The following is a 24,431-nucleotide window of genomic DNA, read 5'->3' as shown; positions in this document are numbered from 1 at the left end:
CCAGAACGACTTATTGAACATGTTCAAATAAACTGCGATACTTTCTGAACACGTTCAGAAATGGGGAATCATGGCGGCGAAGAGCGAACAGACCCGGCAGCGTGTGGCCGAGACCGCGTTGCGGATGTTCCGTGAGATCGGTTTCGAGCAGACCACCATGCGCGCCATCGCGGCTGAAGCCGGAGTGTCGGTAGGAAACGCCTATTACTACTTCGCCTCAAAGGATGAACTCGTCCAGGAGCTTTACCAGCGGATCCAGGCCGACCACGCCGCCCGGGCGGCGGAGGCCCTCGACGGGATCCACGACCTTCGCGACCGGCTCAAGGCCACCTTGCATGCCGGACTGGACACCATGGCGCCCTACCATCGCTTCGGCGCCGAATTCATCGCCACCGCAATCCGCCCCACGTCCCCGACCAACCCCTTCAACCCGGCCTCGTCCGATGCCCGAAAGGCAGCGCAGCAGATCTTCGTCGACGTCGTCGAGGGAGCCACACCCGCGCCGCCGCGCCGCCTGCGCTCCGAACTGCCCGGCCTGCTCTGGATGGCCTACATGGGAGTCACCCTGTTCTGGGTCTACGACACCTCGGAGGGCCAACGCAGGACCCGGATTCTGGTGGACGGCATCGCCCCGCTGGTGGCCCGGGGGGTCTCACTGGCCCGCATCCCCGGAGTGGGAAAGATCCTGGACGACGCGATGAGCCTCGCCCGCGCGCTCCGCACCGACTGACGCACCATCACCGAATCGGGGGATTCATGGAGAACACGACAGTAGTCATCGCCGGGGCATCCGGTTTCATCGGGACCTACATCTCCCGTCGCTTCGCCGAGGATGGGTGGAACGTCAGGACCATTGGCCGGTCCCGGCGAGCGTCGGCGGCGTGGGGCGACAACACCGCAATCACGGCGGCGCTGGAAGGGGCCGACCTGCTGGTCAACCTCGCCGGACGCACGGTGGACTGCCGGTACAACCGCCGCAACCGGGCCGAGATCCTTGAGTCCCGGGTCTCCACGACGGGCGCCCTGGGAACAGCTCTCTCCCGGTGTTCCGCTCCCCCGCGGACCTGGCTCAACGCCAGTACCGGCACCATCTACCGTGACGCCCGCGACCGGCCACAAACCGAAGACGACGGCGACCTCGGCGAGGGATTCTCCGTGGACGTGGCCCGCGCCTGGGAAGCGGCCCTGGCGGAAGCCCCCGCGCCGGTGACCCGGAAGGTGGCCCTCCGGATCGCCATTGTCCTTGGCCCGGGCGGCGGCGTGATGCGGCCGTTCGCGACTCTGGCCCGGCTGGGTCTCGGCGGCCGCATGGGCGCCGGCGCCCAGAAGTTCAGCTGGATCCACGTCGAGGACCTGTACCGGACCATCCGCTTTCTCCACCTCCGGAAAGAGCTGAAAGGTCCGGTCAATGTTGCCGCGCCCGCCGCCGTCAGCAACCGGGAGCTGATGCGGTCGGTGCGCCGCGCCTACGGGATGCCCCTGGGGCTGCCCACGCCCGCCTGGCTGCTGAAGATTGGCGCGATCGTCATCCGCACCGAAACCGAGCTGGTCCTGAAAAGCCGGTGGGTCGAGCCCCGCAAGCTCCTCGACGCGGGCTTCACCTACCGCTACCCGACACTCGACACGGCGCTGAACGCCAGCCGCGGGCGTCAGGGATGAACCGCCCGATCCGAGTGGAATTGGTCCCGAGTGCCATCTGGGTCGGGATTCTGGTCACCCACGTCGCCTTTTGCCTAGTCTTCAGCCTGGAGACCCTGTTCCTGCCGCCGTCAGCACTCAACGCCGCCTCCATCTTCCTTGCCGCACTCATGTTTGGGGCCATACCCGCCGTCGTCGTTGGCTTGGCGCTAGGCCACCCCTTGGGCGTCTTCCTCCAGCCGGTTCGGAACCAGTGGTGGCATGTGGGCGCCTTTGCCTTGCTCGGCGGAATCATCACAATGCCGTTTGGCGTCTTCGAAGACCCGCCCATGCCTCTGGCCACGATCGCGATGATCCCCGCCACGGCCTTGGGCCGGTTCAGCGTTTGGCGCCTGGCCCGCATCAGGAACGACGACGGCGCGGCGCCACCTCTAGGCCCGTTTCGACGGTTCCCTGCCAATTAGACGTCTAGAAGCGTCGATCCGGCAGGGAACCGTCGAAGTGGCGGACTACCGCCGCGGGGTGTCCAGGACGCCGTCGTCGTCCCGCTCCGGCGAGGCGGCAACCCCCGCGCCCACGGCCACCGGCTGGTCCCAGGCGTGGCCCTGTTCGTGGTCCAGGTGCGTGGACTTCTTGTTCTTCAGCGCGAAGATGTAGACCAGCAGCGAGATCGCGATGGCCACCGTGACGTAGGTGAAGAACAGGTCTTCCCGGCCCTCCTTCTGCAGCGCCGCGCCGATCAGCGGGACGGTGCCGCCGAACAGCGAGTTGGCGATCGCGTAGCCCAGGCCGACGCCGAGGGCGCGGATGGAGGCCGGGAACAGCTCGGCCTTCACCAGGGCGTTGATGGAGGTGTAGCCGCCGACGATCAGCAGTCCGCCCATCATCAGCAGGAAGGCCGTGAACGGGTTCTTGGTGCCCGCGAGGGTGGAGAGCAGCGGCCAGGTGAAGAGGACGCCGGTAATGCCGAACCAGAGCAGGAGCGGCTTGCGGCCCACCTTGTCCGAGATGATGCCGTAGACAGGCTGGAGCAGCATGAAGATGAACAGCGCCCAGAAGTTGATCACCGAGGTGTCGGTCTTGGCGATGCCGGAGGTGTCATTCATGAACTTCAGGATGAAGTTTGTGTAGGTGTAGAACGCCACGGTGCCGCCGAGGGTGATGCCGATGCAGACCAGCAGCGGCTTCCAGTAGCTGGTGAAGAGCAGCTTCATGGTGCCCGGCTGGGCCTGGCCCGGAACGGCGGGGACCTTGGCGGCCTTGATCTGCTCCTCGGAGACGGTTTCCTCCATGGAACGGCGCAGCCACAGCACCACCAGGGCCGCGACGCCGCCGATCGCGAACGGGATCCGCCAGCCCCACTCGCCGAGGTCGGCCTTGGGCATGACGTTCTGCAGCACCACCAGGACCAGCAGGGCCAGCATCTGGCCGCCGATAAGCGTGACGTACTGGAAGCTGGAGAAGAAGCCGCGGCGCTTGGTGGTCGCGGCCTCGGACATGTAGGTGGCGCTGGTGCCGTATTCGCCGCCGACGGAGAAGCCCTGGAGGACGCGGATTAGGACTAGCAGGATCATGGCCCACAGCCCGATCACCTGCTGGGTGGGCAGGATCGCGATGGCGAAGGACCCGGCGGACATCATCGTCACGCTCAGCGTCAGCGCCGCCTTGCGGCCCTTGCGGTCGGCGTAACGGCCGAAGAACCAGGCGCCGATGGGGCGCATCAGGAACGACGTCGAGAAGACGGCCATGGCCTCGAGCCCGGCCTGCAGGTCGTCCTTGGAGTTGAAGAAGTGGGACTGGAAATAGGCCGCGAAGGCCGTGTAGACGTAGACGTCATACCATTCCACGAGGTTGCCCGCGGAGCCTTTGAGGATGTTGCCGACGGCCTTCCGGGTCTGGGCCGCTTCGGTCGGTTGGGTGCTCATCGATGAACCTTCCTGGATTCGGCGCCGCCAGCGAGCAACGCCGCCCGCCACCTTACGTCCCGTGATCCAGAACACTCCCGTTTAGTTCATATTGGTCATGCGCACAATGCGGAGCACTTTTCGGCAGTGGCAGGATGGAGCCATGACTTCCAACGCCGTGGACACCCAGACCACCCCCGCCGTCGCCCTGACCATCGCCGGTTCCGAGGCCACCGGCGGCGCCGGCGCGCAGGCGGACCTGAAGACCTTCCAGGAACTCGGTGTCTTCGGGATCGTGAACCTCACCTGCATCGTCTCCTTCGACCCGAAGGACAACTGGAACCACCGCTTCGTAACGGTGGACCAGCAGGTCATCGCCGACCAGCTGGAGGCGACGACGGCGGCCTACGGCGCCGGGTCCGGCGCGCCGTCGGTGCTGGACACCGTCAAGATCGGCATGCTGGGCAGCCCCGACACCATCTCCACCGTCGCCACCGCCCTGTCCGAGGGCGCCTTCCGCAACGTGGTGCTGGACCCCGTGCTCATCTGCAAGGGCCAGGAGCCGGGCCACGCCCTGGACACCGACCAGGCGCTCAAGGCCCAGATCCTGCCGCTGGCCACCTTCGTCACGCCGAACCACTTCGAGGCCGAGTCGCTCTCCGGGCTGGAGATCACCGACGTCGAATCCCTGAAGGCCGCGGCCGTGCGCATCCACGAACTCAGCGGCGCCGCCGTGCTGGCCAAGGGCGGCGTGCGCCTGGCCGGACCCGACGCCGTCGACGTCTTCTACGACGGCGAGACCCTCGAGGTGCTCTCCGCGCCGAAGGTCGGCGACGTCGCCGTGTCCGGTGCCGGCTGCTCGCTGGCCGCAGCGGTCACCGCCGAACTGGCCAAGGGCGCCGCCCCGCTGGAGGCAGCCCGCGCCGCGAAGGACTTCGTCACCGCCGGCATCCGCAACCGGGTAGCCTCCGGCGCCCCGTTCGACGCCCTCTGGCAGGGCGGCCCGCGCTAACCCACCACCACCGGCCCTACCGTCGCGGGATGTTCCGCAGGTTGCTGCGGGCCATGCTGACGGCCTCGCCCGCGCCGCGGTTGAGCACCACCTTGGACATGGCCGTGGCGAACCCCAGCACCTGTGCGCCCTTGATCTTCGGCGGGATGGAGAGCGCCTTCGGGTCCGTGATCAGCTCCACCAGCGACGGGCCGGGGTGGGCAAACGCTTCCCGGTAGGCGTCGGCAATCTTCGCCGGATCGGTGACCCGGACGGCATGGAAGCCCAGCGCCCGGGCCACCTGCGCGTAGTTCGCGTCCGGGACGTCTACGCCGAAGTCGGGCAGTCCGTCCACCAGCATCTCCAGCTTCACCATGCCCAGGGTGGAGTTATTGAACACCACCACGTTGACCGGCAGCCGGTGCGCGGCCACCGTGATCAGCTCGCCCAGCAGCATGGACAGGCCGCCGTCGCCGGAGACCGAGACCACCTGGCGGCCCGGATAGGCCAGCTGCGCGCCGATGGCGTGCGGCAGCGCGTTGGCCATGGAGCCGTGCAGGTAGGAGCCGATCAGCCGCCGGGTGCCCAGCGGGTTGATGTAGCGGGCGGTCCAGACGTTGCACATCCCGGTGTCGGCGGTGAAGACGGCGTCCTCGGCCGCGATCTGGTCCAGCAGTGACGCCGCGTACTCGGGGTGGATGGGCTGGGTTTTCTCCACTTTGCGCGTGTAGGCGCCGACGGCCTTGTTCATCAACCGGTCGTGCTTCTTCAGCATCGCGTCCAGGAAGCGGCGGCTCTTCTTCGGCGTGACCAGGGGCATCAGCGCGGCAAGGGTGGGGAGCACGTCGCCGTGGACCGCGACGTCGACGTCGGTGCGCCGGCCCAGGTTCTCCGCGGCCCGGTCCACCTGCGCCGTCCTGGTCCCGGGCAGGAACTGGTCATACGGGAAATCGGTGCCCAGCAGGATCAGCAGGTCCGCGTCCTCGATCCCCTCGGCGGCGGCCCCGTAGCCCAGCAGCCCGGTCATGCCGATGTCGTAGGGGTTGTCGTACTGCATGAAATCCTTGCCGCGCAGAGAGTGGCCGATCGGCGCCTTCACCAATTCGGCGAGGGCGATCACCTCGTCGTGCGCGCCCTCGACGCCGGCGCCGGCGAAGATCGCGACCTTGCCGGCGTCGTTGATCACGTCCGCGAGCTCCCGCACGCTGGCCGGGTCCGGCACCATCACCGCCGGCCGGAACGCCGCGGGGGCCGGGGTCTCGGCCGCGACCTCCAGCCCGGCGATGTCACCGGGCAGGGTGACGACGGCGACGCCGCGGAGGGCCGTGGCGTGCTGGATGGCGCTGTGCATCACCCGCGGGGCCTGTTCGGCGGTGCTGATGAGTTCGGAGTAGACCGAGCATTCGTTGAAGAGCCGGTCCGGGTGGGTCTCCTGGAAGAAGCTGCTGCCGATCTGCTTGCTCGGGATGTGCGAGGCGATGGCCAGGACGGGGGCGCCGGAGCGATTGGCGTCGTACAGTCCGTTGATCAGGTGCAGGTTGCCCGGGCCGCAGGAGCCCGCGCAGACGGCAAGCTTGCCGGTCAGCTGGGCCTCGGCCGCGGCGGCGAACGCGGCGGCCTCCTCATGCCGGACGTGGATCCAGTCGATGCCGCCCTTCGCGGCCCCGCCGGTCTTCCGCACGGCGTCGACGATCGGGTTCAGGCTGTCGCCCACGATCCCGTAAATCCGCTGCACGCCGGCAGCCTGGAGTTGTTCGACAAGCTGGGTGGCAAGTTCCTTGGCCATAGTGCACGCTCCCGGGAGATGAGTCGATGAGCTGACACTGGCCACAATAGTCGCCCCTCCGACAAACCTTCCCCGAATGTGAGGGTGCGTACTAAGGGGTCAGGAACCGGAGTGGGCCTGCAGGAAGGAGTAGACCTCGGTCTCGTCCACGCCGGGGAAGGCTCCGGGCGGCATGGCGGCGAGCAGGTGCGAGTGGGCCCGGGCCGAGGGCCAGGCGTTGCCGGCCCACTCAGAGGCCAGGGCGGCGGGCGGGCGCTTGCAGCAGCTCTCGTCCGGGCAAGTGGACTTGGACCGCTCGGTGGTGTCCCGGCCGCGGAACCACTTCACCTGCGCATAGGGCACCCCCACGGAGAGCGAGAATTCCCCGTTCGCGGAGCGCTCGGTCCGAGCCGTGCACCAGTACGTCCCGGCAGGGGTGTCCGTGTACTGGTTGTAGGCGCTGAACTTGTCCGGGACATCGAACACCACGCGCGAGGTCCAGTTCCGGCACGACGGCTGGCCCTCGATGGCGCCGGTGTGGTCCTGCGGGAACGTCACGCCGTCGTTCTCGTAGGCCTTGTAGATGATGCCGCTCTTGTGCGTCTTCTGGAAGTGCGTCCGCAGGTCCAGGTGCTCGGTGGCGAGGTTGGTGAAGCGGTGCGCGGCCGTCTCGTAGGACACGGCGAAGGCGTCCCGGATGTCCTCGACGGCGATTTCCTTGGCCTGCTTGGCCCGCTGCAGGAATTCCACGGTGGCCTTCTCCGGCAGCAGCAGCGCCGCGGCGAAGTAGTTCGTGGCCACCCTCTGCATCAGGAAGTCACCGTAGTTGGTGGGCGTCTGGTGGCCCAGGACGTAGTGGCCCAGGGCCTGCAGCAGCACCGACCGGGGGTCGTGATCGCTGCGGGCGTTCTGCGTGAGGTAAATTCTGCGGTTCTTCAGGTCCGTCACGGACCGGGTGGAATGCGGCAGGTCGCCCACGTGATGGAGGCTAAACCCGAGGTGCGCGGCGATGTCCGCGATGACGTGGTGGGACAACGGACCGGAGGTGTGGCCCACGGCCGCGAGGACCTTCTGCGCCTCCGCCTCGTACTCGGGGAAGTAGTTGTTCCGCTCCCGCATCATGGCCCGCAGTTCGCCGTTGGCCCGGCGGGCCTCCTCGGGGGTGGCCACCTGCTCGTTGAGCCGTCGCTCCAGCTCGTGCTGCAGCCCCACCATGGACTCCAGCACATCCATTGGCAGCCGCGAGCTGATGCGGATTTTGGGCAGGTTCAGGGATTCATAGAGCGGGCTGCGCTGGTAGCGTTCCAGCTCGATTTCGAGGGCCGCGCGCCGGTTGGGCGGCTCCGCGCCGAGCAGTTCGTCGATGCTGACACCCAGCGCCGAGGCCAGGTGCTGCAGCAGCCCCAGCTTGGGTTCGCGCTTGCCGTTTTCGATCAGGCTCAGCTGGCTGGGGGCGGTGCCGACGGCGGCGCTCAGGTCGTCCAGGGTCAGGCCCGCCGCCTTGCGTAGGTGCCGGACCCGGCGGCCCATGCTGATCACGTCCACCTCGGGTTCGGCGGGGAGGGCGGGGGCTGCGGTCTGCCGGTTCCAGCTGCTCGGATGCATTTTTTGAGAATACGGGAAGAAGTGCATTTCTTTCCAGAGGTTTCTTCTAGAAAGCCTCTTGGAACTGCAGAAAAGTAGATCTCACAGAAAGTTTCACCGCTCCGGATTATCCGGCGGGTCCCCGCGAAGAGGCGGCCCCGCCGGCCCGGGCCATCAAAGGAGATCAGTAATGACCGCAGCATTTGAGCCCAACCAGCAGCCGTCCGCCCAGGACTCCGCCACCGAGCAGGCTGCCGCCCTGGAGCTCGAGTGGGCTGCCAACCCGCGCTGGGAAGGTGTCACTCGGGACTACTCGGCCGCCGACGTCGTCCGCCTCCGCGGCCGGGTCTCCGAGGAACACACCCTGGCCCGCCGGGGCTCGGAGAAGCTGTGGAAGCAGCTCACCGAGGAGCACAAGGAGGGCAAGTACACCAACGCCCTCGGCGCCCTGACCGGCAACCAGGCCGTGCAGCAAGTCAAGGCCGGCCTCCGCGCCATCTACCTCTCCGGCTGGCAGGTCGCCGCGGACGCTAACAACTCCGGCCACACCTACCCGGACCAGTCGCTCTACCCGGCTAACTCCGTCCCCACCGTGGTCCGCCGCATCAACAACGCCCTGCTCCGCGCCGACCAGATCGAGTTCTCCGAGGGCATCCAGACCGTCGAGGACTGGATGGTGCCGATCGTCGCCGACGCCGAGGCCGGCTTCGGCGGCCCGCTGAACGCCTACGAACTGATGAAATCCATGATCCAGGCCGGCGCCTCGGGCGTGCACTGGGAGGACCAGCTCGCCTCGGAGAAGAAGTGCGGCCACCTCGGCGGCAAGGTCCTCATCCCCACCCAGCAGCACGTCCGCACCCTGAACGCGGCCCGCCTGGCCGCCGACGTCGCCGGCACCCCCACCGTCGTCATCGCCCGCACCGACGCCGAGGCAGCCACCCTGATCACCTCCGACGTCGACGAGCGGGACCAGGAATTCATCACAGGCGAACGCACCGCCGAGGGCTTCTACAAGGTCCGCAACGGCATCGAACCCTGCATCGCCCGCGCCAAGGCCTACGCCCCGTACTCCGACCTGATCTGGATGGAGACCGGCACCCCGGACCTCGCCCTGGCCCGCAAGTTCGCCGAGGCCGTCAAGGCCGAGTTCCCGGACCAGATGCTCTCCTACAACTGCTCGCCGTCGTTCAACTGGCGCAAGCACCTCGACGACGACACCATCGCCAAGTTCCAGCGCGAACTCGGCGCCATGGGCTTCACCTTCCAGTTCATCACCCTGGCCGGCTTCCACGCCCTGAACTACTCGATGTTCGACCTTGCCCACGGCTACGCCCGGGAAGGCATGAGCGCCTACGTCGAGCTGCAGGAGAAGGAATTCGCCTCCGAAGCACGCGGCTACACCGCCACCAAGCACCAGCGCGAAGTCGGCACCGGATACTTCGACGACATCGCCACCGCGCTCAACCCGAACGCATCCACCCTGGCCCTGGTGGGATCCACCGAAGAAGGCCAGTTCCACTAACGCTTACGACGGCGGCGCTTGCGTCCGGCCTTCGGTCCGGCGTTGCTCTGCCTGCTATTCCCCACGGCCGGCCTCGACCTCGCTGAGCGAGGACGACGCCGGCCGCAGGGCCCCTTTTACGCAGGCTGCCGCAACACCGGCACCTTCGACCTCGTGCGTACGTCACCAACCGCCGTCGAACTTCCTTCTTGCATTGAGGAGCAAATGAAATGAACAGCTTCACTGACAACTTCACCATCAACGGCATCACGTTGACCGCCCAGCCGATTTGCCGGCAGAGCGAGGTCCTGACGCCGGACGCGCTGGCCTTCATCACCAAGCTGCACCGGGCGACGGCGGAGCGGCGGCAGGAGCTGTTGCAGGCCCGGCGAGACCGGCGCCAGCAGATCACCCGCGGCCAGGATCCCCGGTTCCTCCCGGAGACCGCCGCCATCCGCAACGACCCCGAGTGGCGGGTCGCTCCCCCGGCACCCGGGCTGGAGGACCGCCGCGTCGAAATCACCGGCCCGGTGGACAAGAAGATGGCCATCAACGCGCTGAACTCCGGCGCGAAGGTCTGGCTAGCGGACATGGAGGACGCCTCCACGCCGTCGTGGCGCAACGTCATCCAGGGCCAGCTGAACCTCACCGACGTCCTGGAGCGCCGGATCGACTTCACCTCCCCCGAGGGCAAGGAGTACAAGCTGCGCCCCGCCGAGGAACTGCCCACCATCGTGGTCCGTCCCCGCGGCTGGCACCTGCCGGAGAAGCACATGCTGATCGACGGCGTGCCGGTGGCCGGCGGGATCGTCGACTTCGGCCTGCATTTCTACCACAACGCCCGGCGGCTGATGGCCCAGGGCAAGGGCCCCTACTTCTACCTGCCGAAGATCGAAAACCACCTCGAGGCCCGGCTCTGGAACGACATCTTCATCCTGGCCCAGGACCTGCTGGGCATCCCGCAGGGCACCATCCGCGCCACCGTGCTGATCGAGACCATCACCGCCGCCTTCGAGATGGAGGAGATCCTTTACGAACTGCGCGAGCACGCCGCCGGGCTGAACGCCGGCCGCTGGGACTACATCTTCTCGCTGATCAAGAACTTCCGGACCCGCGGCCCGCGGTTCGTCCTGCCGGACCGTGACCAGGTCACCATGACCCAGCCGTTCATGCGGGCCTACACCGAACAGCTGGTGCGCGCCTGCCACAAGCGCGGCGCCATGGCGATCGGCGGGATGGCCGCGGCCGTCCCCAACCGCAAGGACGAGGCGGCCAACGCCATCGCCCTGGAGAAGGTCCGTGCCGACAAGACCCGCGACGCCGCCGACGGCTTCGACGGCTCCTGGGTGGCGCACCCGGACCTGGTGCCGGTGTGCCGCGAGGTGTTCGACGGTGTCCTCGGCGAACGCCCGCACCAGCTGGACCGCCTCCGCGAGGACGTCACCCCCGATGACCGCGCCCTGATCGACATCGCCTCCACCACCGGCACCATCACCGAACGCGGCGTGCGGATCAACATCGAGGTGGGCATCCGCTACATCGAATCCTGGCTCCGCGGTAACGGCGCAGTGGCCATCCACAACCTGATGGAGGACGCCGCCACCGCCGAGATCTCCCGCTCGCAGCTGTGGCAGTGGATCTTCTCCCGGGCCATCACGGACCAGGGCGACGTCATCACCCGCGACTGGATCGAGGACATGCTGGACGAGGAATTCGCGAAGCTGGAACGCTTCGAAGGGGACCGGTTCGCCGACGCCCGCGACATCTTCGAGGAGGTCACCCTCAGCAACGAGTTCCCGGCCTTCCTGACCCTGCCCGCCTACGACCGGTACCTGCACGAGGCCCGCGACGGTGCCGACTCGGCCATCAAGGCGGCGGACCTGGTGGCCGCCTAACCTGCGGATCCGCACAGGATCGCCCGCACAGAATTCCGTCCGCCGGGCCGCCACGCCCTTCGCAACAGGCCCCCCGAAATCCGGGGCGGCAGCCCGGCAACGGAACCCCTTCCCGCCCGACAACGGCGTCGAACGGATACGTCAGGCCCATGACCCGATCCCGGGTCGTGGGCCTGACGGGTTGGTTCCTAGTGCGCGGCCTTCGGGATGTGCCGCAGGGAGAGGGCGCAGCCGATGTTGAACATGGTCACGGAGCCGAGGATCATCAGCAGCGGTCCGGTCCAGGAGGCCGAGACGCCGTGGACGAAGCCCATCAGGGTGGGGGCCACGGCGCCGAAGGAGTAGCCGGCGCCTTGGACGATAGCGGAGAGCCGGCCCGCGGAGGCCTGGTCGCGCGCCAGCTGAATGATGGCGATGAAGATCAGGGTGATGCCGCCGCCCTGGGCCACGCCGCCGAGGGCGGACCACAGCCACCACAGCTGCGGGGCCAGCAGCAGACCCACGGGAACGGTCAGCCACAGGGCGCCCAGGGTGAGCCCCACCGTAGTCGTCGACGCGAATCGCGCCGCCAGCGGCACGCCCAGGCCACCGGCAATCGCCAGGATCTGGAACAGCGAGGAGCCGGCGCCGGCCGCGGAGGGGGCCAGGCCGATTTCGTCGGCCAGCAGGCTGGGAAGCCAGGCGGTAACGCCGTAGTAGGAGAAGGCCTGGCCGGCGAAGCCCGCCGTCAGGGCCACGGTGATCCAGGGTGAGGCCGGTGCGCCGGTCGCCTTGGCGGGGTCCGAGCCGGGGATCGCTTCGGGGCGGATCGAGCGGCGCCCGACGGCGAGCGCCCAGACCGCGGCGGCGGCGAGGGCGAACAGCGCGCAGGCCGCGATCGCCGGGCGCCAGCCGAGCCATTCGGCCAGCGGGGCGGTCACTATCGAGGTCACGAAGGAGCCGATGTTCAGGGCCGCAGTGTAGGTGCCCATGGCCGCGCCCTGCCGTGCGGGGCTGAAGTCGCGGCGGATGATCAGCGGCACCACGATGTTGCCGATCGTGATGGCGATGCCCAGGATCACGGTGCCGAGCATCACCAGCGCGCCGCCGCCGGCGGAGCGGACGACGACGCCGAGCAGCACACCCAGCAGGGTCAGGGTCACGGCGAACTCGGGCCCCAATTTCCGCCCCGTCAGCGAGGCGAGCGGGGCCGCGAGGGCGAAACACAGCACGGGGATGCCGGTCAGGAAGCCGATTTCCACCGGCGAGAAGCCCAGGTCGGTACGCATGTTCTGCACCACGGGGGCGACCGCGACGAACGGGCCGCGCATGTTCAGGGCGATCAGTCCGATCGCCAGCATGATCAGCCAGGCCTTGGGCTGTCTGGCGGCGGCCATCACGACAGCACCCACCCGGGGCGGGCACCTTCGGTCGGAGCCGTGACGGACCGGCTGAAATATGTTTTCATCAATCCCATTGCTATCACGGCGTCCCGGTCGCAGCCGTTCTCTGTGACGGCTGCGGGAACGCGGCACCGATGGAAAGTAGCGGCGGAAAGGTAGCGGCGGCTCAGCCGGCCGCTTGTAGGGTCGCCTCGATGACGGCCGGTGAAAGTACGTACTGGGTGACCATGTGGCTGGCTCCAAGGATGGCGGCCCGGTCCCCGGCGAGGGACTGGCCGATGCGCAGGTGCGTGGTGGCGAGGGGCAGCGAGCGCCGGTAAACCACCTCGCGCACGCCCGCCATGAGGTGCTCCCCGGCCTGGCCAAGGCTTCCGCCCAACACAATGACGGAGGGGTTCAGCAGGTTCACCACCGTCGCGAGAACATCCCCCAGATCGCGCCCGGCCTGCCGCAACGCCTGGATGGCCTGCAGGTTTCCGCCGGCCACCAGGCGCAGCACGTCCGCACCGTCCTTGGCGTCGAGGCCCTGCTGGAGCAATGCGCGGGCCACCGCCGGCCCCGAGGCCAGCGCTTCGAGGCACCCGTAGTTGCCGCACCGGCACAGCACCTCGTCGCCTCGGGGTACGCGCACGTGGCCGAGATCGCCGGCCGTCCCATTGGCTCCGCGCTGAAGTTCCCCGCTGCTGATGATGCCCGCACCAATACCGGTGGCCACCTTCACGAAGAGGAAGTTCTCGTCCCCGGGCCAATGGGCGGTCTGCTCACCCAGGGCCATGATGTTCACGTCGTTGTCGACCAGGACAGGGACCGGGAGGGAACGCTGGACGTGCTTGACGACGTCGTGCCCATCCCAGCCCGGCATGATGGGCGGCTTGACCGGCATTCCAGTGGCGTGCTCCACCGGTCCGGGCAGCCCGATGCCGACTCCGGCCAGGTCCTGTTTGGTCCGGCCGGTGCGGTCGAGCAGTTTCAGCGCTTCCTCAATGACCCGGTCCAGGACCACGGTTGGGCCGTCGGCGACATCCTGCTTCAACCGGCATTCGGCGAGGACGGTGCCGCTGAGGTCTGTGACGGCGACGATCACGTGGGTGGCTCCGACGTCGACTGCCAGCACCGAACGGGCGGCCGGGTTGAAAGCGAAGCGCGACGGCGGCCTGCCGCCGGACGAGCTGGCTTCACCTGCGGGGCCGACCAAGCCGGAGACCATGAGCGCCTCGATCCGGGACGCCACCGTGGATCGCGCCAGCCCGGTGGACAGCGCCAGCTCTGCGCGCGTCCGGGCCTTGCCGTCGCGCAGGATCTGGAAGAGATCACCGGCGCGGGACAGGCTGCCGCCCGCGTCGGGAGCGGCGGGATCTGTACCGGTGGTCGTACTCATGAGTAAGTGATAGCACGAAGCTCTTACGCATGTCACACCACGGAAAGAATGATGCAAATGTTTCAACTTTTGCTTGACGCCCGTCAAAAGTCCCCCTAGCTTGGGTGTGAGCCAAGTCACTGGTAGGCGGCGGGATTCCGCCGACGGGGCTGGCCTTACGAAGGGGTAATCAACGTGTCGAGCCAACCACAGGCGGCAGCCGCTCCATTGGGGGTCGGGATTCTTGGGGGCGGACCCGTCACGCAGGCAATCCACTTGCCCTCCCTGGCACGCCTGGGCGATCTTCTGCGGGTACGGCACATCATGGACGTTGACCCGGCGGTCGCCGAGTCCGTGGCGGCTCGAGTGGGGGCGCGCTTCAGCACCAGCACCGTCGAACTGCTCGCCGATCCCGAGGTGGACGTTGTGGCCATCTGCAGCCCGCACCAGTTCCACGCCGAGCAGGTGATCGCCGCCTGCCGGGCCGGCAAGAAGGCCGTCCTCTGCGAAAAGCCCTTCGCCATGAGCGGGCAGGAAGCGGAGGCCATCGCCGCCGTCTCGGCCGAAACCGGCGTGCCCATCATCGTCGGCGCCATGCACACTTTCGATCCGGCCTGGCTCGCGGCGGAGACCGCCTGGGGAGCCGTGCCCGGGCAGGTCCACACCATCCGGTCCTCGATCGTGCTGCCGCCCAACCCCCGATTCGAGGACTTCGCCACCGAGGTCGTGGGCCGCACTCCCCCGCCGGGACGACCCCAGGCCGGCACGGACGCCGACGCCGCGATGCTCTCCGGCGGCGTGATGGGGCTCGCCATCCACGATCTGCCCCTGGTGCGGCGCTTCTGCCCCGATTTCGCGGACGTCAGGGTCCTCCACGCCGAGGCGCTGGCACCCTTCGGCTACGTCCTCTCCCTGCAGGCCGGTGACACCGCCATCGAACTCCGCGCCGCCATGAACGACACCTGGGAGCCCGACTGGAGCTTCGAAGCCATCGGCGACGACGCCGCCCTGCGGATCGACTTCACCCCGTCCTACGTCCAGGCCGGATCGGCTACGGCCCGGATCAGTACGCGGGAAGAAACGACGGTATTCGGTCCCTTTGGCCACAACGGCTACGAGGGCGAATGGCGCCGCCTCGCCGCTCTGGCCCGCGGCACCGGAACAGCGCCCTCCGCCGCGACCCTCATCGACGACCTGGAGTTCGCTCTGGCCATCGCCGACTCCGCGGCCGGCAGGGTTCGTCCGGCGGCCGCGGCCGCAGCGGAGGCCCGGGCATGAGCGCCCGGCTCCTCGTCGCGGCGGAGACCGCTGTCGCCGGGACGACGGCGGCTGCGCTCGCGTCGCTCCCCGTGTCCTTCGCTCCCGCCGTCGGCGCGCCCGATGTCCTTGCGGTCGCCGGAGACGCCGGATGGACCTGGCGGGCCGCGGCGGCGATCCGCCGCGGCGCCCGCGGAGTCCTCGTCGTCGAACCCGTCGCCGAAGACCCCCGGGCCCTCGCCGCGGAAGCCGCGGCCGCCGGGGCCGCCGTCGCACTGGACCAAGCCTGGGCGGGAAATCCTGTGCTCACCGCCCCGCCGCCCGCCGCCCTGGACGCCATCGCCGGCGCCATGGCCAACGCCGTCCTCTGCGATTCCGTGGCCTACGCCCTTCCCGGCACCCCGGTCGGGACCCTGCTGACCCGTCACCTGTGCGCCGTACTGGCCTGCGGGGTTGAGCTCTCCGGGCTGCGGATGGTCCGCCTGCAGCCCGTCGGCTACCTGCTGGCGGGGCGGCTGCCGGGCGGCGCGCCCGTTGCCCTGCACGGAACGACGACGGCGGCGCTTCCTTCCACCGCCAGGGTATCGGTCCTCACCCGGACCGGCCGGACCGACGTCACCCTCCCGGAGGCGTCGGCGGCCTGGCCCGCGGAGGTCCGCACGGTGACCGCCGACGGCGCCACGACACTCCCCACCCGCTTCGAGTCGGCCCACCGCCGGAGCTGGCTCCGGCTCCACGCCGCCGTCGACTCCGGAACCGGTCTGGACGACCTGGAGCGCTTCGCCGTCGTGGCCGCGCTCGTCCGGAACCTCACAGGCTGAACTGCACCACCCGCACCACCAGCACTAACTTCCGCATCAACTCACTGTCGAGACGGCCGGCCTGCACCAGCGGACCGGCCATGAAAGGAAAAAATCGTGACCAACACATCCTCCTCCGCCTTCTCCCGCCGGGGATTCCTGGGCTTCGCCGCGGCCGCCGCCAGCGCCCCGCTCCTGGCAGCCTGCGGCGGCGGCTCCGCCACCCAGTCCGCTGGCGGCGGCACCATCAAGTTCTGGGACATGCCGTGGGCAACCCCCGCCTACAACGACGCAGCTAAGAAGCTCGCGGAGGGCTTCTCCGGGGCCAACAGCAGCAAGGCCAGCTACCAGATCATCCAGTGGAACAACTTCTACCAGACCTTCTCTTCGGCGATCGCTTCCAAGACCGGCCCCGCCGTCTCCACCGGCGGCGGCTTCCAGGCTTTCCAGTTCGAGCAGCAGGGTCAGATCGCCTACGCCGACAAGGTCATCGATACCCTCAAGAGCAACGGCACCTACGACGACTTCCTGCCCGGGGTGTTGGATCCATTCAAGACGGACAAGGGCTACGTGGCCGTGCCGTGGCAGCTGGACATGCGCGTCTTCTGGTACCGCAAGTCACTCTTCGAGAAGGCCAACGTCGCACTTCCCACGGACTGGCCGTCCCTGCTCGAGGCCGGCAAGGCGCTGAAGAAGGTCGGCGCGTTCGGTTTCACGACCGGTGCGGGCGCGGGCAACAACTACGGCAACCACTCGATGATCATGATGATGGTGAACAACGGCGGCGGCGTCTTCAACAAGGACGGCCAGCTGGACCTGCTGAACGACCGCAACGTCGAGGCCATCGAGTTCGTGCTGGAGCTCGTCTCCAACGGCATCGTCGATCCGGCGGCGGTCAGCTACACCACCGACAACATGTCCGCGCAGTGGAAGGACGGCAAGGCCGGGTACGGCCTCTTCCAGGTCAATGTCCCGCAGCGAGTGGGCGACACCTCCGGCGACCTGCTGGTGGCCGACCCCATCGCCGGCCCGCACGGGGACAAGGCCACCATCGTCTTCCCGAATAACATCATGATGTACAAAAACACGCCGTCCCAGGAGGCGTCGGAGGCATTCCTGGTCTATTACCTGGGCCAGCTTAAGGAACTCTGGAGCCAGAAGCTGATGTCTGCGCTCCCGGTCTTCAAGTCGATCACGCAGATCCCCGAGTTCGCGAACGATCCGAACAACGTCAAGATCGTCAAGGACTGGCAGCCCATCGCCAAGACCTTCGCCTCGCAGGGCTCCACCCTCAACGCCAACCTCGCGGCCCTGGACGGCGGCCAGGCCCTGAACCAGTTCAGCCAGACCATCCTGACCGGCAAGGCCGACGCCAAGACCGCGCTCCAGACCTTCCAGTCGGGCCTCGAATCGGTCCTCAAGAAGTAACGGCCCGGCCATGTCAACTTCCACCGCACCGTCCGGCCTGGCCCGGGCCCGCCGGGGGCTGGCCCCCGGCGGACCCGGAGTGTCCCCCGCGAAGCGCAAGAGCAAGCTCAGCGCGCAGACCACCCGGACCTTCTTCTGGCTGCTGATTCCCTCCGTCGTCCTCCTGGTCCTGATCCACGGCTACCCGCTGATCTACGCCGCGATCCAGGCCACCCACGACGGGGACCTGCTGCAGTCCGGAAACTTTGTGGGCACGGACAACTTCGCCTCGGTCCTTTCCTCCCCGGCCTTCTGGAAAGCGGCGCAGTTCACCCTGTGGTTCACGATCGTCGGCGTCTTCGGCTCGTGGCTGGTGGGCCTGGGACTGGCACTGCTCCTGCGCACCAGGATCCCCGCCGGCGGCACCTTCAAGGTGCTGTTGCTGCTGCCGTGGGTGGTTCCGATCGTGGTCTCCTCCACCGCCTGGAACTGGCTGGTCGCCACGCCCGACAGCCTGATCCCGAGCATGTTCCGCAACCTCGGAATGGGCACCCCGCTGTTCCTGGCGGACCCCACGCTTGCCGCGGGGACCGTGATGGTCTTCAAGGTCTGGGTGAGCTTTCCCTTCATGATGATGATGACCTCCGCGGCCCTCGCGTCCGTAGACACCACGGTGTATGAGGCAGCCAGCATGGACGGTGCCACCCGGTGGCAGCAGTTCAGCCAGATCACCCTGCCGTTGATCGCGCGCTCCACCTACATCTCGTGGATCCTGATGACGATCTTCTGCGTCAACGATTTCCCCACGATCTACCTGCTGACCGGCGGCGGCCCCGTGAGCGCCACGACCTCCCTCGTGGTCCTGGCCTACCGCACGGTCTTCCAGGACTTCGCGACCGGACCCGGCGTGGCAATCGCCTTCCTGATGACCATGACCCTGGTGGTCATCTCCGTTCTCCTGTACCGCCAGATCCGAAAGTCGAGCGTCGAATAATGAGCGCAGTCCTCCACGCCCATCCTGAGGCCGGACTCACGCCCGGAACCAGCGCAGCAGGCAAACCCCGCCGGGCCCTCTCCGAAGCCGGCCAGCGCGGCCGCTGGTGGCGCTTCGTCCTGATCCTGATCATCACCGCGATCGTCCTGATCCCGATCATGGTCACGGTGATCCTGGCCTTCACCCCGGGCCCGCACAGCACCGCCACGGGGCTGACGTTCGAGAACATCACCGGCGTCTTCTCCGGCACCCTGGCCGCCACCTGGCTGCAAAACAGCCTCATCACCACCCTCTCCACCGTGGTGGTGTCCGTCGCGGTGGCCGCACCGGCAGGGTACGTCCTGTCCCGCGGCCGCAGCCGGGCAGTGTCCGGCTACTCGCTCCTGCTCTTCGTGATGCAGTCCTTGCCCATCATCACCTCGGTGGTGCCGCTGTTCATCCTCTTCGCCGGGATGGGGTTAGTGGATAACCTGCTGGGCATCACGATCATCTACGTCGGCTCCACCATGACGGTGGCCACCTGGATGATGGCGGCGTACTTCGACTCGATCCCCGTCAGTCTGGAGGAGGCCTCCTGGATCGACGGCTGTTCGGTCTTCGGGTCCTTCACCAAAGTGGTTCTCCGCAACAGCCTCCCCGGCGTCCTCTCCACCGCGATCTTCGCCTTCCTGCTGGCCTGGAACGACTACCTTGTGGCCATCGTCTTCCTGCGCTCCAATGAAATCTTCACTCTCCCCATGGGCGTGCAGTCCTTCTTCCAGCAAAACGCCACCGACTGGACTTCGGTCATGGCCCTGGCCGTGATCATGATGCTCCCGCCGATCATCGTGTTCGCCACCCTCAACAAATATTTCAGCGTGGGCGGCATCGGCGGCTCGCTCGCCGGCCGCTAGGCCAGCCCCCACCCGACCACCCTTAACCCGCAAAGGAACCCCATGTCGTACTCGCTTCAGCTGTACACCCTCCGCAACGCCATCGCCGAGGATCTCCCCGGCACCATCAAGAAGGTCAGCGCCATCGGGTTTACCCAGGTCGAGCCCTACAACTTCGTGGCCACGGCCGCAGAACTCGGTGCGGCCCTGGCGGAAAACGGCCTGACCGCCCCCACCGGCCACGCGCCGCTCCTGAGCCAGGACCAGGACCAGATCTTCGCCGCCGCCAAGGACCTGGGCATCACCACCGTGATCGACCCTTACCTCCCGGCCGAGCACTGGCAGGAGGCCGGGGACATCCAGTCCACCGCGGCCAAGCTCAACGCCGCCGCGAAAAAGGGCGCCGAATACGGCATCCGGGTCGGGTACCACAACCACGCCTGGGAGCTCGAGTCCAGCGTGGAGGGCCAGACCGCACTGGAATACTTTGCGGGCCTCCTGGACACCGAGGTGGTCCTGGAAGTCGACACCTACTGGGCGGCCGTCGGCGGCCAGGACCCTGCCGCCCTGCTCAAGCGGCTCGGTGACCGGGTCCGTTTCATCCACATCAAGGACGGCCCCATGACCACAGACACCAAGGCCCAGCTGCCCGCCGGCCAGGGCAAGCTCCCGGTCTGGGAGGTCATCGGCGCCGCCCACGCACTGGAGGTAGGCGTCGTCGAATTCGACGACTACTCCGGGGACATCTTCGACGGGATCGCCCAGTCCCTGGCTTATTTGAACGCAGGCTCTGCGAGCGCCCAGGGCGTGGACGCATGAGCTCGGCTCCTGAAACCCGCCGCGGCCCGGTGGGCGTCGCCGTCATCGGAGCGGGCAACATCAGCAAGCAGTACCTGGACAACTTGACGGTCTTCCCCGACCTGAAAGTCCACGTCATCGCCGATCTCTTCGAAGACGCCGCGGCGGCACGCGCCAAGGAATACGGCATCGCGCAGTCCGGCGGCGTCGACGCGGCCCTGCACCACCCCGACGTCGAGATCATCGTGAACCTGACCATCCCGGCAGCCCACGTCGAGGTGGCCACCGCCGCCGTGAATGCCGGCAAGCACGTCTGGACTGAGAAGCCGTTCTCGCTGGACCGCGAGTCCGGCATCGGCCTGCTCAAGGCTGCCGACGCCGCCGGCCTCCGGCTCGGCACCGCGCCCGATACTTTTCTCGGTGCCGGCCTGCAGACCGCTCGCCGCTTGATCGAACGGGGCGACATCGGCACCCCGCTGACCGCCATGACCACGTTCCAAACCCCTGGACCAGAGTCCTGGCACCCCAACCCGGCGTTCCTCTTCCAGCACGGCGCGGGCCCCCTGTTCGACATGGGCCCCTATTACCTCACCGCGCTCGTGCAAACCTTCGGGTCGGTCCGGCGGGTGGCGGCCACCGGTTCCAAGGCCAAGGACGTCCGTGTGATCGGCTCCGGGGCCAAGGCAGGCGAAGAATTCAACGTCGAGGTACCCACCCATGTGTCCGCCATGGCCCAGTTCGAGAACGGTGCCTCCTCACACAGCGTGTTCTCCTTCGAGTCCCCGCGGCAACGGATGGGCTTCGTGGAAATCACCGGTACCGAAGCCACCATTTCGCTGCCCGACCCGAACCACTTCGACGGCAATATCAGGCTCTGGCGCGCCGGGGACGACGACTGGACCGTCGTTCCCGCGACCGGACCGGCCAACGGCCGGGGCATGGGGGTGCTGGACATGGCCCGGTCCATCCGCTCCGGTGTCCCGCACCGCGCCACAGGCGACCTCGCCTACCACGTCCTGGACACGATGGTCTCGATCTCCGAGTCGATCGAAGCCGGCACCTTCATCGACGTGGACAGTTCAGCCCCCGTGTCCGCAGCCCTCCCCGAGGACTGGGACCCCACCGCTTCCACCCTCTAGGAACAGCCATGACCTCCCAGGAAATCCCGGCCGTCGCCGGGGCGAGAACACCGAAGCACTCCGCACCGCTCGGTGTGGCCATGATCGGCTACGCGTTCATGGGAAAGGCCCACTCGAACGCCTGGCGCAATGTCGCCAGCTACTTCGACGTGCCGGCCTTCGAACGCCGGGTCCTGGTGGGCCGGGACGCCGAGGGGGTCGCCATGGCGGCCGCCAGGTATGGCTGGGCGGAGTCCGCCACGGACTGGCGCGAGGTGATCGCCAGGGACGACGTGGATATCGTGGACATCTGCGCGCCGGGCTGGATGCACGCCGAGATCGCGATCGCGGCGCTCGAGGCCGGCAAGCATGTGCTAGTCGAGAAGCCCCTGGCCAACACCCTCACCGAGGCCGAGGCCATGGCGGCGGCGGCCCGGGCTGCCCGCGCCCGCGGCGTGCAGGCCATGGTCGGCTTCAACTACCGCCGGGTCCCGGCCCTGGCCCTGGCCCGTGAGCTAATCGCCGAGGGCCGGCTCGGCACGGTGCGGCATGTCCGTGCCGCCTACCTGCAGGATTGGCTGGTGGACCCGGAATCGCCCATGACCTGGCGGCTGAACAAGCACACCGCTGGGTCCGGGGCGCTCGGTGACATCGCCTCGCACGCGATCGACCAAGTCCTGTTCCTGCTCGGGGACCAGGTCACCGAGGTCTCCGGCCGGCTGCACACCTTCACCCCCACCCGTCCGGGCCGGGACGGCCCGGAGGAGGTGACCGTGGACGATGCGGCGTGGGCCACGCTCGTTCTGGCCTCCGGCGCAATCGCTTCGGTGGAGGTGTCCCGGGTCGCTACCGGGCAAAAGAATGCGCTCAAACTCGAGATCTACGGCAGCAAGGGGACCATCCTGTTCGACCTGGAAGCGCTAAACGAGCTCGGATTCCTGGACGCAACACTCCCGGTCCGGGAACAAGGGTTCCGCCGCATCCTCGTCAGCGAACCGGAGCACCCGTACATTGAGGCGTGGTGGCCGCAAGGACACACCATCGGCTGGGAGCACTCCTTCACCCACGAGATCCGCGATTTCCTGGTAGCGATCGACGGCGGGATGCCGGCCGCGCCGTCGTTCGAGGACGGACTGAACGTCCAACGTGTCCTCGCCGCGATCGAGGAAAGCGCGGCCGCCAAGAGTTCCACCATCCAGCTCACCACGCCACCGGCAACGCCCCCAGCTATGTCACCCGCCACGACCCCCGAAGGAGCCTGATATGGGCCGTCCGTACACCTTGTTCACCGGCCAGTGGGCCGACCTTCCCTTCGAGGACGTCGCCCGGCTGGCCTCCGGCTGGGGCTACGACGGCCTGGAAATCGCCGTCTCCGGCGACCATCTGGACGCCTGGCGGTGGGACGAACCCGGGTACGTCGAGTCCAAGCTCGCGGTCCTGAAAAAGTACAACCTCAAGGTCTGGGCCATCTCCAACCATCTCAAGGGCCAGGCCGTCTGCGATGACCCCATCGACTTCCGGCATGAGGCGATCGTCGGCTCCAAGGTCTGGGGCGACGGGGAGCCCGAGGGCGTCCGGCAGCGCGCAGCCGAGGAAATGAAACACACCGCGCGCCTCGCCCGGGCTCTCGGCGTGGACACCGTCGTCGGTTTCACCGGCTCCTCGATCTGGCAATACGTGGCGATGTTCCCGCCCGTCCCGGAGAAAATGATCGAGGCCGGCTACCAGGACTTCGCCGACCGCTGGAACCCTATCCTGGACGTCTTCGACGAATGCGGTGTCCGCTTCGCCCACGAAGTCCACCCGAGCGAGATTGCCTACGATTACTGGACCACGGTCCGTACCCTGGAAGCCATCGGCCACCGGGAAGCATTCGGCCTGAACTGGGATCCCTCGCACTTCATGTGGCAGGGCATCGACCCGGTCTCCTTCATCTGGGACTTCAAGGACCGGATCTACCACGTGGACTGCAAGGACACAAAGCTCCGGCCCACCGGGCGGAACACCGTCCTGGGTTCCCACCTGCCGTGGGGCGACCCCCGGCGCGGCTGGGACTTCGTCTCCGCGGGACGCGGCGACGTGCCCTGGGAATCCTCTTTCCGCGCCCTCACCGCCATCGGCTACACGGGCCCCATCTCGATCGAGTGGGAGGACGCCGGCATGGACCGTTTGCACGGCGCCCCGGAGGCCCTCGCGGCGCTCAAGAAGTTTGATTTCCCGGCTTCGAGCGCCTCCTTCGACGCAGCCTTCACGCAGTAGGCCGTGCCACGCACCCTGCAGCCCGGTCAACGCTGCGAGGTCTGGGTCGGATCCGCCCTTACGGGCTCCCGTGAGCTGATCTGCTCCACCGACAGCCTGCTTCTGGAAGCCCCGAACTGGACCCCGGACGGTTCCGCGCTGATCCTCAACGGTGCCGGCACACTGTGGCGGCTGCAACTGGTCGGCCGGTCACTCGCTGCCATCCGGGTCACGGGCGTGCCCGCCCTCAACAACGACCACGTGATCGCCCCCGGTGGAGACCGCCTCTACCTCTCCGCCGAGGACGGGCACCTCTACCGGGCAGGCATCGACGGCGGCGACGCCGAGCGGGTCACCGCAGCGGACGGGTTTGCGCACTACCTGCATGGGATCAGTCCCGACGGCGGCCGGCTGGCCGCCGTGGCCATCGAAGCCGGTGACTTCTCCCGGCCCGGCCGACTCGTGACCATGCCCGCGGACGGCGGACCCTTCACCGCTGTCGACACCGGACCAGGCCACTGCGACGGTCCGGAATATTCGCCGGACGGCGCATGGATCTACCTCAACACCGAGGCTTTCACCGACCGTCCCGGACACGCCCAGCTGGCCCGGGTCCGCCCCGACGGGTCCAGGCTGGAGTGCCTGCTCAGGAGCGCCAGCGTCGACTGGTTCCCGCATCTGTCCCCGGACGGGCGGTTCGCCAGCTACCTCCGGTTCCCGGCGGGAACGCTGGGCCACCCCGAAAATCTCGACGTCGAGGTCGTCGTCGTCGCCCTCGAGGACTGGACCACCCCGCTGTACAGCTGGGCCGTGTTCGGCGGGCAGGGAACGCTGAACGTCAATAGCTGGGCGCCGGGCTCGGACCACTTCGCCTTCGTCACGTACCCGTTCGACTGACTCCTCGCCCGGCACCGGGACTAGGGTTTTGCT

At 67.9% G+C, this 24,431-nt stretch carries 21 protein-coding genes; 16 read left to right on the top strand and 5 right to left on the bottom strand.

Going from position 1 to position 24,431, the window contains the following annotated elements:
* The first annotated feature begins 70 nt into the window (after nucleotides 1-70).
* The 3 genes from ACFVY3_RS11005 to ACFVY3_RS10995 are packed head-to-tail and all read left to right on the top strand — an operon-like array spanning nucleotide 71 to nucleotide 2,102.
* Nucleotides 71-730 carry a TetR/AcrR family transcriptional regulator gene (locus ACFVY3_RS11005; protein WP_290256708.1) on the top strand — a complete coding sequence of 220 codons (660 nt, stop codon included), beginning with the start codon at nucleotides 71-73 and terminating at the stop codon, nucleotides 728-730.
* Between the two features lie 26 nt (nucleotides 731-756).
* Complete coding sequence (locus ACFVY3_RS11000; RefSeq protein WP_400159732.1) at nucleotides 757-1,659, top strand: TIGR01777 family oxidoreductase; 903 nt, start codon at nucleotides 757-759, stop codon at nucleotides 1,657-1,659.
* Nucleotides 1,656-2,102, top strand: coding sequence for a hypothetical protein (locus ACFVY3_RS10995; RefSeq protein WP_400159731.1), 447 nt, complete (start codon nucleotides 1,656-1,658; stop codon nucleotides 2,100-2,102). The genes ACFVY3_RS11000 and ACFVY3_RS10995 overlap by 4 nt, the downstream gene beginning before the upstream one ends.
* A 45-nt stretch (nucleotides 2,103-2,147) precedes the next feature.
* Here the strand turns inward: ACFVY3_RS10995 and ACFVY3_RS10990 are convergent, their stop codons facing one another.
* Nucleotides 2,148-3,563, bottom strand: a complete 1,416-nt coding sequence (locus ACFVY3_RS10990; protein ID WP_400159730.1) for an MFS transporter — start codon at nucleotides 3,561-3,563, stop codon at nucleotides 2,148-2,150.
* Between the two features lie 142 nt (nucleotides 3,564-3,705).
* Here ACFVY3_RS10990 and ACFVY3_RS10985 point away from each other — a divergent pair, with 142 nt between their 5' ends.
* On the top strand, nucleotides 3,706-4,554 hold the full coding sequence (locus ACFVY3_RS10985) for a hydroxymethylpyrimidine/phosphomethylpyrimidine kinase (RefSeq protein ID WP_400159729.1): 849 nt from the start codon (nucleotides 3,706-3,708) through the stop codon (nucleotides 4,552-4,554).
* Between the two features lie 16 nt (nucleotides 4,555-4,570).
* Here the strand turns inward: ACFVY3_RS10985 and ACFVY3_RS10980 are convergent, their stop codons facing one another.
* Nucleotides 4,571-6,319, bottom strand: coding sequence for a pyruvate dehydrogenase (locus ACFVY3_RS10980; protein WP_400159728.1), 1,749 nt, complete (start codon nucleotides 6,317-6,319; stop codon nucleotides 4,571-4,573).
* A 99-nt stretch (nucleotides 6,320-6,418) separates the two neighbouring features.
* On the bottom strand, nucleotides 6,419-7,930 hold the full coding sequence (locus ACFVY3_RS10975) for a helix-turn-helix domain-containing protein (protein WP_400159727.1): 1,512 nt from the start codon (nucleotides 7,928-7,930) through the stop codon (nucleotides 6,419-6,421).
* Between the two features lie 142 nt (nucleotides 7,931-8,072).
* Here ACFVY3_RS10975 and aceA point away from each other — a divergent pair, with 142 nt between their 5' ends.
* Nucleotides 8,073-9,404: an isocitrate lyase gene (aceA, locus tag ACFVY3_RS10970; protein ID WP_290256715.1), complete on the top strand. Its 1,332-nt coding sequence runs from the start codon at nucleotides 8,073-8,075 to the stop codon at nucleotides 9,402-9,404.
* 209 nt (nucleotides 9,405-9,613) lie between these two features.
* A complete protein-coding gene (gene aceB, locus ACFVY3_RS10965; RefSeq protein ID WP_377972735.1) occupies nucleotides 9,614-11,278 on the top strand; it encodes a malate synthase A in 1,665 nt (554 codons plus the stop codon).
* 188 nt (nucleotides 11,279-11,466) lie between these two features.
* On the opposite strand, the gene ACFVY3_RS10960 is transcribed toward aceB, so the two are convergent.
* Together ACFVY3_RS10960 and ACFVY3_RS10955 are read right to left on the bottom strand one after the other, a co-directional pair.
* Nucleotides 11,467-12,654 carry a CynX/NimT family MFS transporter gene (locus ACFVY3_RS10960; protein ID WP_400159829.1) on the bottom strand — a complete coding sequence of 396 codons (1,188 nt, stop codon included), beginning with the start codon at nucleotides 12,652-12,654 and terminating at the stop codon, nucleotides 11,467-11,469.
* A gap of 172 nt (nucleotides 12,655-12,826) precedes the next feature.
* Nucleotides 12,827-14,038 (bottom strand): ROK family transcriptional regulator, encoded by a 1,212-nt coding sequence (locus ACFVY3_RS10955; RefSeq protein ID WP_400159726.1) that lies wholly within the window; start codon nucleotides 14,036-14,038, stop codon nucleotides 12,827-12,829.
* Between the two features lie 174 nt (nucleotides 14,039-14,212).
* Here ACFVY3_RS10955 and ACFVY3_RS10950 point away from each other — a divergent pair, with 174 nt between their 5' ends.
* The 10 genes from ACFVY3_RS10950 to ACFVY3_RS10905 all read left to right on the top strand — a co-directional run bounded on the left by ACFVY3_RS10950 (nucleotide 14,213) and on the right by ACFVY3_RS10905 (nucleotide 24,398).
* Entirely contained in the window at nucleotides 14,213-15,295 is a 1,083-nt protein-coding gene (locus tag ACFVY3_RS10950; RefSeq protein ID WP_400159725.1) for a Gfo/Idh/MocA family protein, read from the top strand.
* Entirely contained in the window at nucleotides 15,292-16,095 is an 804-nt protein-coding gene (locus ACFVY3_RS10945) for a hypothetical protein (RefSeq protein WP_400159724.1), read from the top strand. The genes ACFVY3_RS10950 and ACFVY3_RS10945 overlap by 4 nt, the downstream gene beginning before the upstream one ends.
* 96 nt (nucleotides 16,096-16,191) lie before the next feature.
* Entirely contained in the window at nucleotides 16,192-17,502 is a 1,311-nt protein-coding gene (locus ACFVY3_RS10940; protein ID WP_400159723.1) for an ABC transporter substrate-binding protein, read from the top strand.
* Between the two features lie 10 nt (nucleotides 17,503-17,512).
* Nucleotides 17,513-18,475, top strand: coding sequence for a carbohydrate ABC transporter permease (locus ACFVY3_RS10935; protein ID WP_400159722.1), 963 nt, complete (start codon nucleotides 17,513-17,515; stop codon nucleotides 18,473-18,475).
* Nucleotides 18,475-19,368 carry a carbohydrate ABC transporter permease gene (locus tag ACFVY3_RS10930; protein WP_400159721.1) on the top strand — a complete coding sequence of 298 codons (894 nt, stop codon included), beginning with the start codon at nucleotides 18,475-18,477 and terminating at the stop codon, nucleotides 19,366-19,368. The genes ACFVY3_RS10935 and ACFVY3_RS10930 overlap by 1 nt, the downstream gene beginning before the upstream one ends.
* Nucleotides 19,369-19,410: 42 nt before the next feature.
* Complete coding sequence (locus ACFVY3_RS10925) at nucleotides 19,411-20,166, top strand: sugar phosphate isomerase/epimerase family protein (RefSeq protein WP_400159720.1); 756 nt, start codon at nucleotides 19,411-19,413, stop codon at nucleotides 20,164-20,166.
* A complete protein-coding gene (locus tag ACFVY3_RS10920; RefSeq protein WP_400159719.1) occupies nucleotides 20,163-21,284 on the top strand; it encodes a Gfo/Idh/MocA family protein in 1,122 nt (373 codons plus the stop codon). Before ACFVY3_RS10925 ends, ACFVY3_RS10920 begins: the two co-directional genes overlap by 4 nt.
* 8 nt (nucleotides 21,285-21,292) lie before the next feature.
* Nucleotides 21,293-22,525, top strand: coding sequence for a Gfo/Idh/MocA family protein (locus tag ACFVY3_RS10915; protein WP_400159718.1), 1,233 nt, complete (start codon nucleotides 21,293-21,295; stop codon nucleotides 22,523-22,525).
* 1 nt (nucleotide 22,526) lies between these two features.
* The gene (locus tag ACFVY3_RS10910; protein WP_400159717.1) at nucleotides 22,527-23,522 is read left to right on the top strand and encodes a sugar phosphate isomerase/epimerase family protein; all 996 of its coding nucleotides are present in this window, start codon (nucleotides 22,527-22,529) and stop codon (nucleotides 23,520-23,522) included.
* A 3-nt stretch (nucleotides 23,523-23,525) separates the two neighbouring features.
* Complete coding sequence (locus ACFVY3_RS10905) at nucleotides 23,526-24,398, top strand: TolB family protein (protein ID WP_400159716.1); 873 nt, start codon at nucleotides 23,526-23,528, stop codon at nucleotides 24,396-24,398.
* The last annotated feature ends 33 nt before the right edge of the window (nucleotides 24,399-24,431 follow it).

The organism is Arthrobacter sp. BPSS-3, assembly GCF_044628475.1.
Lineage (GTDB): Bacteria > Actinomycetota > Actinomycetes > Actinomycetales > Micrococcaceae > Arthrobacter.
The sequence above is the reverse complement of the archived record's forward strand: the minus strand, read 5'-3'. Positions and strand labels throughout refer to the sequence as shown.